Raw genomic sequence first — 13,546 nt, forward strand, 5'->3', positions numbered from 1 at the left:
GCGCTGGATTCAATATGAGCACATCCAAGTGGTCAGTGAAAAAGAAGCTAATTCTCAAGCGAAAGCAGCACTGCTGGCCGGGTGTGAGGGCGTGCTTTTTGAGGTCACCCAACTTCCGGACCTGAATTTACTTCTGGACGGCATTCTCACAGATCATTGTTCTATTGCTTTTATCAATCACTCGGAGGAAATACTTACACTGAGCGTTCCGGGGATGAAAGGCTTCGGACACGGGGTGCGGAGCACAGCTCCCGACTTTAAAGATCACTTGCTGACCACTACAGCGAATGACCCTGCGATTATTGGGAGTTCTGTTTCCCTGCTCCGTTCGGTACTCACTGAATTATCCAGTGCTGATCCCAAAGCCTATTTGGAAAATCTCCAGGTGGCAATATCCATCGGCCCGGATTTTTTTCATGAAATCGCTCGCATAAGGGCACTGAAACTTCTTATCCAGGCAAGTGCTGAAAGACTGGGAGTCAAGGACTTTTCTCTGCCCATACACGCCTTCCCCTTGCCAGGACAAAACGAGGGCGATCACCTGCTAAAGCAAACTACACAGGGGCTTGCTGCCATTATTGCCGGGGCAGATAGCATTTCATTTCATCCCGGGAAACCCGAATGGGCCGCTGGTGCATCACACAGAATCAGCAGAAACATCGGCAATCTGATCAGACATGAATCCAAACTGGAAGAAATACAAACTGCGGCCAATGGCTCTTACTTCATTGACCACCTCACTGACCGCCTGGCCCGCGTTCTTTGGAAAGAGGTAAAGGAAAATTTTCAAAACATCCCCTTTGATGAACTGATTAAAACCGAAAAAGCAGCTGCTGCCGGGGTGCCCGAACACATCGGATTTGGTGCCGGTGTCCCGCCTTTTCTACGTGGGCCCTACGCCACCATGTACGCAGTTCGGCCCTGGACCATTCGTCAATATGCGGGATTTTCTACTGCCGAGGCGTCAAATGCGTTTTACAGGAGAAACCTCGCAGCTGGTCAAAAGGGGCTTTCTATCGCTTTTGATCTGGCTACTCACCGCGGCTATGACAGTGACCACCCAAGAGTGGCTGGTGATGTAGGCAAAGCCGGCGTGGCCATTGACACGGTGGAGGATATGAAGATTCTGTTTGATCAGATCCCATTGGATGAAATGTCCGTCTCCATGACCATGAACGGAGCTGTGATTCCGATTATGGCATTCTACATAGTAGCCGCAGAGGAACAGGGCGTGAAGCCCGCTCAACTTACCGGAACCATCCAAAACGACATCCTCAAGGAGTTTATGGTGCGCAACACTTACATCTACCCTCCGGCACCGTCCATGCGCATCATCGCAGATATCTTTCGGTACACCTCTCAAAATATGCCCCGCTTCAATTCCATCAGCATCAGTGGCTATCACATGCACGAAGCAGGAGCTACAGCAGCACTGGAGCTCGCCTTTACTCTGGCAGATGGACTGGAATACATCCGTAAGGGCCTGGAGGCTGGTATTCCTATTGACTCCCTTGCTCCCAGGCTTTCCTTTTTTTGGGGCATCGGCATGAACTTCTTCAATGAAATTGCCAAGATGAGAGCAGGAAGGATTCTCTGGGCCAAGCTGGTGAAGCAGTTTGACCCCAAAGATCCCAAATCAATGGCTCTAAGAACCCACAGCCAAACTTCCGGGTACAGCCTCACAGCTCAGGATCCCTTCAACAATGTAGGGAGAACAGCCATAGAGGCTCTTGCTGCGGCTTTTGGGCACACCCAGTCACTTCACACCAATGCCCTGGATGAAGCCATTGCTCTCCCTACGGACTACTCAGCGGCCATCGCCCGGGAAACACAGAAGTACCTGCAAAACGATATTAACATCACTCAGGTAGTAGACCCCTGGGGAGGTTCGGAAGTGGTAGAAAAACTCACCGATGAATTGATTCGTGAGGCATGGGCCATCATACAGGAAGTAGAAGAAATGGGCGGAATGGCCAGAGCGATCGAAGAGGGGTTTCCCAAAATGAAAATTGAGGAAGCAGCCGCCCGAAAACAGGCCAGAATAGATGCGGGACGAGAAGTGATTGTAGGAGTAAACAGATACACTACTGACGAAAAGACTGTCATAGAGCTCCTTGAGGTGGATAACGATGCGGTAAGAAGATCACAGATTGACCGTTTGAAATCTGTCAAAGCCAGGCGGAATTATCAGAAAGTAGAAGACGCGCTGGAAGCTTTGGCCATTTGTGCCAAAACGAATCAGGGTAATTTATTAGCTTTAGCCGTAGACGCTGCCAGAGAACGGGCTACTTTAGGTGAAATTTCCATCGCCATGGAAGAGGTTTTCGGCAGGTACCAGGCAACAAACCAAACCATTTCAGGGGTGTATTCTTCAGAGATCAAACAAAATCCGGACTTCCTTCAGGCCAGAAAACTTGCAGATCAGTTTGACGAAGTGGAAGGCAGAAGGCCCAGGATTCTTGTCGCCAAAATGGGACAGGATGGGCACGACCGGGGTGCCAAGGTAATCGCCACGGCGTTCGCCGATCTGGGCTTTGACGTGGACATAGGCCCACTCTTCCAGACTCCTGAAGAAGTGGCCAGGCAAGCCGCAGAAAATGACGTTCACATGGTAGGGGCTTCGTCACTGGCTGGTGGACACAAAACATTGGTACCTCAGCTGGTCGAAGAACTCCGGAAAATTGGCAGAAGTGACATTCTGGTGATTGCCGGAGGGATTATCCCTGAAAACGATCATGAATACCTAAGAGCGCGTGGCGTTTCGTTCATCTTTGGTCCAGGAACGGTCATTGCCAGGGCTGCCACCGATATTCTTGAAAAGATTTTGAATTGACGGAACAGAAAAGAACAAAAAAAGGGCTGAATCTCGGATTCAGCCCTTTTTTTGTTTGTCTAAAAGAGAAATTAAATCATTCTGCCAGACCATTGGTGATCAGGAAGTTCTGATAAAGCTCCTGAAAATCATCAATGTCCGGAGACATTTTGATGGCCTCTTCATATTTCGTCAAAGCATCCAGGATTAAACCATTCTCCTCATAAAAAGAGGCATAGATGATTTTATTCAAAGGAGAATCTTCAGAAACCTCGCTCTTCAGATTGGCAAGATTTTCCTGCACCTCTACTTTGTCACCTGATTTTACTTTCTTAATTCCTACTTCTCCTGAAGCGATCTCGTCATCACCTTTCTTGTAGATTTTCACCAGATAGAGTCCCATGTCGTAAGCCAGTGCTTCGTCAGAGAAATCAAGAGACACTGACGTCTTCTGAGTCTCTTCAGAGTAGATCTCCTCATTGAAGATGTTCTCTATTTTCACCACGTAAGAATCGTCCTCAGAAAATCCTTCTGGAGCATCCCATCTCAGAATAGCCACATCACCCAAAAGATCGGCCTGACTCGGAGCCATCACATTAATGGCCGCAGAACCTGTAGCACGGGACACCGCCCCAGTTGCATTGAGTCGTGCCCTGTTGTTGGTGGTCTCCTCCTCATTCATCTTATTCATCACAAAACTGGCATATCTGCTGGCAATACTGCTACTACCGGTGCTGATGTTCTTTTCCAATTCAGAAACTTTCTTAGTCCCTGCACCCCTTATTTCGGTGGTCTTCCCCGATTTGTGCATTAAACCAATATATGCATCATCGGATGCGATAATTTCATCCCCAGAATTCAGTTTTGCGCCTGTTTTCAGGACCTCAGCCTGGCCAGCTCCTGCTTTTTTTACTTGGTTTGTGCCTTTGTTTGCAAGTACTCTAAATGCGTAATCCTGTGCACTCACAGAACCACAAGAGAGTATCATTGCAACCACAAAAGCATAAGAAATAAACTTTCTCATAATCATATAGCGTTTATTGAAGTTATACAGCAAAGTTATAATTTATCGACTTTAAATAATGATTTTCGTCCTTCTTTGGTGAATGAATTTTTCACAACACCATAATAAACCTCCAGCGCGTCTCCTGCCAGAGCTACTGCAACCATCCCCACAGCAATGTCAGCTTTGAAACTGTATAGCTCCAAAATGTAAATGACCCCAAATACCAACACTCCAATTTCCAATAACTGGAACAGCTTCGTAATCCCATCATACCACTTAGGTATTTTCTTATAAACGAGCGAAAACAGTGCCACATTCAAAAAGCAAATTAATATGGCAAAAACATACCCCATATTCTCGCTCATGGAGTTGATGTAGTCCCTGTTCAAAATCATGGATATGATGTTGGCGTGAACTACCCCTCCATACATATCAGGGAATGCCCTGCCTATATATTTCTGATTTAACGGAGTATAAAACTTATCTTCAAAAGACTCTCTGTCTCCCAGGTGTTTTCCCAAAAAGCAGAACATCACGATCTTTCCTTCTATCATGTCCGGCACAAAGTTCTCCCCAAAAACATCAGGAACGTCCAAGGCAAAATACTTATTACCAAACTTGGTGGCGCCGTAATCCAGCACGTTTCCGCGGTAGTTAATAACCTCAGTCTCATTATTGCGAGTTAAAAACTCCGCTGCTGCGGCAGAATCCAGATAACTGGCCAACTGCACAGCAAAAGCAATCTGCTGCTCACCGCCAATATCAAACTTTGGGTAAAACTCGCGGCACATTTTCAAATCTTCCTGAACTTCCGCATCCGTCACCAGATTTACGAAAGCAGTTCGTTCCGCAAATGAATTGAACAACTCCCAGGAGTATTCAATTGTATCCTTAGCAGGATCAACAGGATCGGGCAGTAGCTTGGAGGCCAGCACAAGGTGTTCCACACTTGCCATGCCTTCCATCAGCATCATGTCGCCTAAAGTGTCTTCCTTAGGTGTATAAAAAAAGGAGTCAATACCAATAACCGCCGGGTTATACTGGCTGATGATCTGAAGCATCATGCCAATTTCGCCTCGCTGCAGGTTACTGAGGTTGACGAGAACTATCCGATCATCTCCCACAGGATCATCTCTGAGTTGCGAGAATACAATATCTGTAAACTCCATATCTCCAAATGCCTGCCCAATAGGGTCAAATACGTCAAAGACCTTAAATGCGGTGAAACTTTGAAATACTCCCATCATACCAAAGATGAAAGCAGTACCAAAAATTACATCCAGCCAGAATTTTCTAAACATGACTTTGTTTTTAGCGGGTGATTAAAAAAGATTTTACTTTACCCGCAAGTAATATGCATTAAGTCACACATCAAATGTAATATAAGTAAAATGTAATTTTTTATTGAAATTAATCAATTTTTCAACTAATCCTAAACTAATTAATGAAAGATCGATCAACTAAGCGACCTTCCTTAGACGAACTTACCCGGGGAATCGACCAATCTGATCGGATGGTTCTGAGCCGGGCCATTACCATATTGGAAAGCAAACTGGCCTCAGATCAGCAGTTAGCCATGAAACTCCTGGATTCGCTCATGCATAAAACCGGTAAAAGTGTGCGTATTGGGATCACCGGAGTGCCGGGTGTTGGGAAAAGCACTTTTATTGAATCTTTTGGGACGCACTTGACCACTCTGGGGAAAAAGCTGGCTGTTCTATCCATTGATCCGAGCAGTTCTTTGACGAAGGGAAGCATACTGGGAGACAAAACCAGAATGACTCACCTTTCTCAAAACAGCAACGCTTTCATCCGCCCTTCACCGGCAGGCACTTCATTAGGAGGAGTGGCTCAGAAAACCCGCGAATCGATCCTGCTCTGTGAGGCGGCGGGGTTTGACGTAATCCTGATAGAAACTGTGGGTGTCGGGCAGTCAGAAACTGCTGTAAGGGACATGGTGGATTTTTTTCTACTCCTGATGATCGCAGGCGGTGGAGATGAGCTGCAGGGCATCAAACGCGGAATTATGGAAATGGCTGATGCGCTGGTGATCAATAAGGCAGATGGAAACAATCTCAAGCCCGCCAATCAGGCCAGAAAAGCTTATGAAAATGCCCTTCATCTTTTTCCTCCACACGAGTCTGGCTGGGTGGTACCTGTAAAGACCTGTTCCGCGATAAAAAATGAGGGCATACCGGAGATTTGGACGACTATAGAAACCTATATGTCTTCATTGAGTGAGCGTGGGTTTATAACCAAGCAACGGGAAGCCCAAAATGTAAAATGGCTGCACGAGCTCATTCGCGCGAGGTTGGAAACTGATTTTTTCGGAGACCCTGCAATGAAAGACAAAATCACCCAGGTTACGAAAAAAGTAGCTGCGGGCGAACTAGGTGTCCGCCACGCAGTAAATTCACTGTTTAGTTGAAAGCAAAACCATTGGGTCCCCTGCCCACATTGTATTTGGTTTGAAATGCACCGGCAGGGCTATACACAAACACCTCTCCATTTTCCGCAAACCCCTTGGCATCGGCCGTATATACATTTCCGGACTGATCCACGCCTAATCCGTAAAATGACACTGCCGACGCTTCGTCTACCCACACTTGTCCACCTTCCGGAGCATCCGTGGACAAGGAATAGACCTTGTTACCCATGAGGTAATAAATGGTTCGCCCAGATGGAGCAACCGCTATTTTTCCCGATAAATTGGCATTCAAATCGGTTTCCGTTTTCACTTCAAAAGAAGCAGGATTTAGCTCTACCAATTTCCCGTCATTGAGAGGTGCATAGTTGGCATCATATCCACCAGAACAGACTACCCACACATCCCCATCGGCGTCCAGCACCATTCCAGCCGGGCTGTTGCCCACCTGAATGGAAGCCACCACCTCTTCAGAGGCCAGGTCTATTACGCTCACTGTGGTGGTGAAATTATTGGAAACAAAAAGCTTCCCTTCCGAGATAATCAGCCCCTCGGCTCCAAAATCAGTAGTAATGGACTTATCAATAGCTCCCGTTTCCAGATCGAAAAGAGTCACTCTGCCTGGGTCGCTGAAACTTACCCACTCAGAAACAAAGCCCACGCCATCGTGTGAAACCATGTATCTGGGCAGGGAAACATCCGTGATGGTGTAAGTAGACTTCAAACTGTCCAAAGTCATGGCTTCTATCTTATTGCTATTATTGACTACCGCAAAGAGTTGACCGGCGCCAACATGAAGTGACTGCACCACATCTCCCAGCGCCTTACCATTGACAGCAGAGAATAGATTGTTGGAAACCACCCCTGCTGAGCTGATAAACGAAAGTGAGCCGTCCCCTTCCCCATAATTTCCTTCGTTGGAGACGAAAATTCCGGCATCAAACTGACCGACCTGTTGGGGTTCGGTATCCTCTTCACATGACGCCAAAATAAAAGGCAACATCAACAGTAGGCACTTCAAATAATTTTTCATGGTTGTTTTCAATTGTATTTGATTAAAAGGTTGAATTGATAATTTCTTCCGGGCATTGCCCGGTTGATAAGGTTCTCATAAGAGTTATCGAATACGTTCTTGATGGCCACACTTAACTCCAGATCAAATGCATCTGACACTGAAAATCGTCTACCAACAAAAACATCCATCAGCAGGTATTCATCCACAGACTGCATTTCAGTATTATCCAGCGTGGTAAATCTTCTTCCGGTAAAATCAGCCGCAGCTTTCCCATACCACCCGTTATCTGAGCTTGTCTTCAAGGACAAGTGAGCATTGTGCAGTGGTGTATAGGGCAGTTGCTTGCCTTGATTGGCTCCTGCTTTATTTTGAGACTGGGTGTAAGAATAGGCCGAGCGAAACTCATGAAGGAGTCCACCCCACTTACCACTTACCTCCCAGCTAAGCTCCATACCGGTTATTTCTACCGTGCGGAAGTTGCGCGGCGACCAGATACCAGATCCATCCGGCAACCAGATAATCCAGTTATCGGACCAGGTTTTGAATGCGGTTAAATGAAGTCTGGAAGAAAATGCCGACTGACGATACTTCCAATCCAAGCCACCTTCCAGGTTAAAACTTTCCTCAGGCTTCAAATCCGGATTACCGCCGGGCGACCAGTGGAGATCGTTGAGCGTAGGATAGCGAAACCCCCATGAAAGCTGGTTGGTCATAAATACCTCGTTTTTCTCTGTACTTAAGACTGAAAATTTCTGACTAAATGAGGGCGTAAAGGGACGATTATTCTCATAAAAAGACTGCCTGGCATTCACAGTGCCCGACCACCAGTCGGAGGGATTGACCTGAAGAGAAGCAAAAATCGATGTTTGCTGGTCCACGAAATCGTTGACATAGTTGTTGGAGGTAGCAGTAAAAAAATTGGCATTACCCCCCAAGCGGACAGACAACACCTCTGAAAGCTCACCCCAATAAGCCACCAAAGCCGAATACTGGTTGGATATAGTGCGATCATTCTGGTTATACTCCTGATCATTTTGAAGAAAAGCCAAAGTACTGGTAAGGCTACCCTTGGGAAGTTCCAATTGATAGCCCGCTGCCAGTCTCACATTTCCGGTTTTCAGTTCGTCTTCCAGGTTTGGGCTCACTTTGGAGGGCTGAACCTCCCTGTCGTTGCGAGTGTACTGTGCGTCAAGGGTCATTTTCTGGTTGGACCTGACCCGATAGCTAAGTTGCTGCTGCACCCCATAGTTGAGCACGGAAGCGTTCTTTTGACGTACCTGCTTTCCCGCGTATTCATAGGGAAAGTCATTTTTCAGAAAGCTTCGAAATATTTTTGTAGCACCCCTCCATTGGCCCTGACCATAGGCACTTTTGATGCCTGTAAAGAGGTATCCGAAGCTCCCAACACTACTTTTTGCTTCTACCAAAGGACCATCTGCCAGCTTCAACTCTGAATCAATAAGGACTGTCCCACCGATGGCTCCCGGCCCATAGAGTGCTCCGCCACTACCCGGCTGAAGCGCCACCCGCCCCATTAACCAGGCTGGCCATTGAGAAAAATCCATTTGTCCCAGAGTGGGATAATTGGCAGGAATGCCATGCCAAAGCACACTGGTCTGACTCGCCGAGGTACCTCTGAAGGAAATACTGGACAGCTGCTGGTTTCCATAAGATTTGAAGTAAATGGAATTCTCCTCAGACAGAGCTTCCTCCAAAGAGGAAGAACTATTGGTGAGGGAGATGCTCCGATACCCCGTGCCCGTGGTGAACCGCTGGAAGGAATCCCCATAGACTGGCAGCTCCTCCAGGTACAAAGTATCCTCCTGGGCCATTGCCCATAGGGAAATGGTACCGGTAAGTACATACATGAATATTCTCGAGACCATGAATTAAATTTCAAATTCAATTCAAAGCCATCGGAAAAAGTACAAGAAGTATGGTAAACCAAAAGGCTATCAAATTTCTCTGCTTTCCACCGAAGCTTGGAACTATTAAACATGATCTGGCAGGTCTCCTGGCTCTTCCTGACTTGTCGCCTTCCCATCCCAAAATTGGAACAGTGGCAAGATGTGACAAGCCTTTGAATGGAATTACAGTTGCGGGGACAGCTCCCGTTTCTCACGGGATTCCCTTTTAATCCTGATGCACGCAGTGCATTCAGAAACCACAATCGGGGGCAAATATAGTATCTCTCTGCTAATTCCCGACGGTCTGATTTTTTTTAATCAATTTTGGACACATGAAAAGATCACGCTTCATTTTTCTGGCGATACTCATCATGGCTGGCTGCACACCTCCGAAAGAAAAGGGACGAGCCAATGGACGAGCCCTGTCTACTCAGGTAAAATTTGCTGAAAAATTCACAGTAGAGAAAGATGACATCATCGTGAAAGAGCCGTGGCCAGGGGCAGTTGCTCCCATCTCTTATTCACCAGATACCCCACCACAGCGGGTAGTGGTCACCTCCACCACACACCTCGCTTACCTGGAAATGTTGGGTGTGGAAGATCGGATTGTTGGTTTTCCCAGTACCCAGTACATCAGCTCTCCAGTCATCAGGAAACTGGTGGATGAAGGTAAAATCACGGACCTGGGGCCTGACGGCAGCATGAACCTGGAGCTTTTGATTTCACTGGCACCGGATGCGGTATTTGCTTTTGACATGGGTAGCGAGTCTACTATCCTGGACAAAATAGAAGAGTCGGGAATTCCTGTCATTTACAATGCCGATTTCCTCGAAACTTCTTCGCTGGGGAGGGCCGAGTGGCTCAAGTTTTTCGGAGCCTTTTTTGACAAGGAAAAAGAGGCCGATTCCATTTTCACCAGCGTGGTCCAGCGATATGATTCCTTGAAGACCCTGGCGGCTACCGTAGAAAATAAGCCCACCATAGTCAGTGGTGTGATGTATGGGGACACCTGGTTTTTGCCTGGTGGTCAAAACTGGGCTGCCGAGTTCTACCAGGATGCAGGCGGGCAGTACCTCTGGGAAAATGATTCCACCAGCGGGTGGCTGGAAATAAGCTTTGAATCGGTATTCGAAAAAGCCGGTGAAGCGGACTTCTGGATAGGCACCAGCACCTTCAACACCAAAAGTGAACTCGCCGGTCAGGACACCAGATACACGCATTTCGGAGCATTTAAAGAAGACCGGGTGTACAATTACAATAAGCGACTGGGGCCTACTGGCGGATATGATTTCTTTGAATCTGCCTACACACGACCAGACAGGGTACTGGCAGACTTGATTTTTATTTTACATCCGGAACTACTCCCGGATTATGACACCTACTATTTCCAAAAACTACCATGATCACTCAATTCCTGGAGGCCTCCCAAAAAAAATGGACCAAAGTACTCATTGGTCTGGCGGTAGCTTTGGTGCTTTGTTTTCTGGTGAACGTGGCTCTGGGATCCGTCACCATCCCACTATCCAATCTCCTTAGTTTTATAACCAGCGGCAACTCCGGTCAGCCCTCCTGGGACATGATTTTGAGTAACTTCAGGTTGCCAAAAGCCATTACGGCCGTATTGGTGGGAAGTGCCCTTGGAGTGAGTGGCCTTCAGATGCAAACTCTCTTCCGTAACCCGCTGGCCGGTCCTTACATTCTCGGAATCAGCTCGGGTGCTGGCCTGGGAGTAGCCATAGCCATCTTTCTGGGATTCTATTTGGGGGGATTTCTGGAGCTTTCCGGGATAGGTCGCAGCTGGCTACTGGTGGCCTCTGCAGGAGCAGGTTCCTTTCTGGTTTTACTCATCATCTCTTTGGCGGCTACCCGACTCAAAGACAGCATCACACTCCTGATTATTGGTTTGATGTTTGGTGCGGCAGCTGGGGCACTCGTAAGCATATTACAGTTTTTTAGCCAGGCAGAAAACATCCAGGCTTATGTCATCTGGTCATTCGGTAGTCTGGGTAGTCTGAGCTGGAGTGAACTTTATGTTTTCATCCCGGTAATCCTCATAGGACTCATCGGTTCGGTGCTGCTTTCCAAACCTTTAAATACCCTTTTGCTGGGAGAAAATTATGCAGTAAGTCTTGGCCTTAACATCAAAAAAATTCGATTGCTCATTATCATCAATACGGCCATTCTAGCGGGAACAGTCACCGCTTTCTGTGGGCCTATTGCATTCTTTGGTGTGGCCCTGCCTCATCTCACGCGCATGCTTTTCAACACCTCCAATCACCTGCTGCTCACCCCGCTGATCATTCTCTTCGGGTCAGCCCTCATGCTGATCTTTGACTTTATAGCGCAGCTTCCGGGCATGGAAGCTACCCTCCCGATCAATGCCGTGACGGCACTGTTCGGCGCACCATTTGTGATTTACATTTTGCTGAGAAAGAAAAACCTCAATTACGCCTACCAATCATGAGCCTGCTGGAAACCCGGTCATTGTCTATAGGTTACACACAAAAAGCAACGTCTCCGAAGGTGTTGCAAAAAGACGTGAACTTAAGCATCAACCCGGGAGAAATCATCTCCCTCATGGGCCAAAATGGCGTAGGCAAAACCACCTTCGTCAAGACCATTTCAGGGCTTATCCCCAGACTGAGTGGTGAGGTTTATTATCACCATGATCCACTGGAGCACCTGAACGCCAATGAACTCGCCAGGAGATTGAGCATTGTCCTGACTGAAAAGCCGTACTCCCACAACATTTCTGTGCTGGAGCTGATTGCCATAGGCCGTCACCCATACTCCAACTGGATGGGTGTGCTTAGTGATAAAGACAAAAAAGCCATCGACTGGGCCATTAATGAAACCCACATCAATTACCTCGCTGACAAAAAGCTGTATGAACTCAGTGATGGTCAGCTACAAAAAGTGATGATTGCACGAGCCCTGGCACAGGAAACTGACCTGATCATTCTGGATGAACCTGCCGCCCACCTGGACCTGTACAATAAGATAGAGGTGATGACTCTGCTCCGCAGCATTGCGCAAAAGGGAAAGGGCATTTTGATCTCCACACACGATATGCAGATCAGTACCCAGCTTTCCGACAGGTTGTGGTTGTTTAATTTCAACGAACCCGTCCAGCAAGGAACGCCGGAGGACCTTATATTGGATGGAACTTTGGAAAAAACCCTCTACTTACAGGATTATGGTTATGACATGATCCATGGCTCCATCAATATTGGCACGCCCGAAAATGGAACCTCCGTAAAGCTGGAAGGGCCAGAGGCCGTGCTATTCTGGACTTCTCAGGCACTGAGAAGAAACGGTATCAAAGTTTCCGAATCTGCAGAAACGACCGTTTCATGTTCCAAAAAAGAATGGATCATTCGCACCCCGGAAAGCAGTAAGCATTGCACTACCATCGGGGAATTACTCGCCTATTTCAGACAGGCTGCCAATCCAGGTTCCCGTTTATAATCGTAAGTCCCCCGGAAGGTAACTCCCAGGACAAATGCCCCGGTATTTGGCCTGAAAACTGTCTTTAGGATGGTTTCTTCCCTAGTTTTTACGGGAATTATTTCTTAATATAAAATATGAAAACCTTAATCGCCTCCGCTCTCCTTTTATTTTCTTCAGGCTTACTGGCTCAGCAAAAGGATTTTTTCAGTGATGCCCAGGCCTTTTTTGAGGGTTACATATCCTCTGGCCTGATCCATTATGACAGCCTGAAAAACAACCCGGTTCCCCTTGATGGACTGGTACGACAAATCGGGAATTACCGGATTGCCGGTAAAACACTGGATGAACAAAAGGCTTTTTACACCAATGCCTATAACCTGCTGGTGATCAAACAGATAGTGGAGAATTACCCCACAGAGGGTCCAATGACCATTTCAGGTTTTTTCAATCAGAAAACTTATCGGGTAGCCGGAAGGAATGTCACGCTGGACGAACTTGAAAAAGAAATACTTTTTGCTGCCTTCCCTGATCCCAGACTTCACTTTGTGCTGGTGTGTGCGGCCATCGGATGTCCCCCCATCGCTGATTATGCTTATGTGCCTGACTCGCTTGAGGCCCAGATAGAAGCCAAAACCCGGGAGGTGCTGAATATCAGCTGGTATGTGCGTATTTACAAAGACCGGACGCTGGTCTCCAAGGTATTCGATTGGTACTTACCTGACTTTGTCAATGATGCCGGAAGCGTGAAGGCATTTATCAACAAGTACAGGATCATCCAGATACCCGACAATCATGACATAGCCACCTACGATTATGACTGGTCACTGAATGACTCGAAAAACGCCTTCCGATATTAGCTTAAGAAAATTATTTTCTGACTTCTGAAACCAAGGGCCCGATTTGTGCATCATAGAGCAGAAGTAAAATTCTC

10 protein-coding genes and 1 riboswitch are annotated in these 13,546 nt (G+C 47.2%); of the genes, 6 read left to right on the top strand and 4 right to left on the bottom strand.

What is annotated here, in order from left to right:
• Positions 1 to 214: 214 nt before the first annotated feature.
• The gene (gene scpA / locus RIH33_RS07145; RefSeq protein ID WP_406654592.1) at positions 215 to 2,833 is read left to right on the top strand and encodes a methylmalonyl-CoA mutase; all 2,619 of its coding nucleotides are present in this window, start codon (positions 215 to 217) and stop codon (positions 2,831 to 2,833) included.
• 76 nt (positions 2,834 to 2,909) lie between these two features.
• On the opposite strand, the gene RIH33_RS07150 is transcribed toward scpA, so the two are convergent.
• Positions 2,910 to 3,836, bottom strand: coding sequence for a hypothetical protein (locus tag RIH33_RS07150; protein ID WP_406654420.1), 927 nt, complete (start codon positions 3,834 to 3,836; stop codon positions 2,910 to 2,912).
• Positions 3,837 to 3,871: 35 nt separating this feature from the next.
• Positions 3,872 to 5,119, bottom strand: coding sequence for a CHASE2 domain-containing protein (locus RIH33_RS07155; RefSeq protein WP_406654421.1), 1,248 nt, complete (start codon positions 5,117 to 5,119; stop codon positions 3,872 to 3,874).
• A gap of 143 nt (positions 5,120 to 5,262) precedes the next feature.
• On the opposite strand from RIH33_RS07155, the gene meaB reads away from it, so the two are divergent.
• Positions 5,263 to 6,246 carry a methylmalonyl Co-A mutase-associated GTPase MeaB gene (gene meaB, locus RIH33_RS07160; RefSeq protein WP_406654422.1) on the top strand — a complete coding sequence of 328 codons (984 nt, stop codon included), beginning with the start codon at positions 5,263 to 5,265 and terminating at the stop codon, positions 6,244 to 6,246.
• Here the strand turns inward: meaB and RIH33_RS07165 are convergent.
• The gene (locus RIH33_RS07165; RefSeq protein WP_406654424.1) at positions 6,239 to 7,276 is read right to left on the bottom strand and encodes a DUF5074 domain-containing protein; all 1,038 of its coding nucleotides are present in this window, start codon (positions 7,274 to 7,276) and stop codon (positions 6,239 to 6,241) included. The genes meaB and RIH33_RS07165 overlap by 8 nt on opposite strands.
• Before the next feature lie 8 nt (positions 7,277 to 7,284).
• Positions 7,285 to 9,144, bottom strand: coding sequence for a TonB-dependent receptor (locus tag RIH33_RS07170; RefSeq protein ID WP_406654426.1), 1,860 nt, complete (start codon positions 9,142 to 9,144; stop codon positions 7,285 to 7,287).
• A 100-nt stretch (positions 9,145 to 9,244) separates the two neighbouring features.
• Positions 9,245 to 9,442: riboswitch (cobalamin riboswitch) on the bottom strand.
• 55 nt (positions 9,443 to 9,497) lie between these two features.
• Here RIH33_RS07170 and RIH33_RS07175 point away from each other — a divergent pair.
• The 4 genes from RIH33_RS07175 to RIH33_RS07190 all read left to right on the top strand — a co-directional run bounded on the left by RIH33_RS07175 (position 9,498) and on the right by RIH33_RS07190 (position 13,472).
• Complete coding sequence (locus RIH33_RS07175) at positions 9,498 to 10,568, top strand: ABC transporter substrate-binding protein (protein ID WP_406654427.1); 1,071 nt, start codon at positions 9,498 to 9,500, stop codon at positions 10,566 to 10,568.
• Complete coding sequence (locus RIH33_RS07180; RefSeq protein ID WP_406654428.1) at positions 10,565 to 11,629, top strand: iron chelate uptake ABC transporter family permease subunit; 1,065 nt, start codon at positions 10,565 to 10,567, stop codon at positions 11,627 to 11,629. Before RIH33_RS07175 ends, RIH33_RS07180 begins: the two co-directional genes overlap by 4 nt.
• Entirely contained in the window at positions 11,626 to 12,633 is a 1,008-nt protein-coding gene (locus RIH33_RS07185) for an ABC transporter ATP-binding protein (protein WP_406654430.1), read from the top strand. Before RIH33_RS07180 ends, RIH33_RS07185 begins: the two co-directional genes overlap by 4 nt.
• 116 nt (positions 12,634 to 12,749) lie before the next feature.
• Positions 12,750 to 13,472: a DUF547 domain-containing protein gene (locus RIH33_RS07190; protein ID WP_406654432.1), complete on the top strand. Its 723-nt coding sequence runs from the start codon at positions 12,750 to 12,752 to the stop codon at positions 13,470 to 13,472.
• The last annotated feature ends 74 nt before the right edge of the window (positions 13,473 to 13,546 follow it).

The sequence above is a fragment of the Marinoscillum sp. genome, assembly GCF_040222955.1.
Lineage (GTDB): Bacteria > Bacteroidota > Bacteroidia > Cytophagales > Cyclobacteriaceae > Marinoscillum.

What these genes read in the sequence shown, in the direction of transcription:
- scpA (WP_406654592.1), top strand. Translation starts at nt 215, where the DNA reads ATGAAAGGCTTCGGACACGGGGTGCGGAGCACAGCTCCCGACTTTAAA.
- RIH33_RS07155 (WP_406654421.1), bottom strand. Translation starts at nt 5,119, where the DNA reads ATGTTTAGAAAATTCTGGCTGGATGTAATTTTTGGTACTGCTTTCATC.
- meaB (WP_406654422.1), top strand. Translation starts at nt 5,263, where the DNA reads ATGAAAGATCGATCAACTAAGCGACCTTCCTTAGACGAACTTACCCGG.
- RIH33_RS07185 (WP_406654430.1), top strand. Translation starts at nt 11,626, where the DNA reads ATGAGCCTGCTGGAAACCCGGTCATTGTCTATAGGTTACACACAAAAA.
- RIH33_RS07180 (WP_406654428.1), top strand. Translation starts at nt 10,565, where the DNA reads ATGATCACTCAATTCCTGGAGGCCTCCCAAAAAAAATGGACCAAAGTA.
- RIH33_RS07150 (WP_406654420.1), bottom strand. Translation starts at nt 3,836, where the DNA reads ATGAGAAAGTTTATTTCTTATGCTTTTGTGGTTGCAATGATACTCTCT.
- RIH33_RS07190 (WP_406654432.1), top strand. Translation starts at nt 12,750, where the DNA reads ATGAAAACCTTAATCGCCTCCGCTCTCCTTTTATTTTCTTCAGGCTTA.
- RIH33_RS07165 (WP_406654424.1), bottom strand. Translation starts at nt 7,276, where the DNA reads ATGAAAAATTATTTGAAGTGCCTACTGTTGATGTTGCCTTTTATTTTG.
- RIH33_RS07175 (WP_406654427.1), top strand. Translation starts at nt 9,498, where the DNA reads ATGAAAAGATCACGCTTCATTTTTCTGGCGATACTCATCATGGCTGGC.
- RIH33_RS07170 (WP_406654426.1), bottom strand. Translation starts at nt 9,144, where the DNA reads ATGGTCTCGAGAATATTCATGTATGTACTTACCGGTACCATTTCCCTA.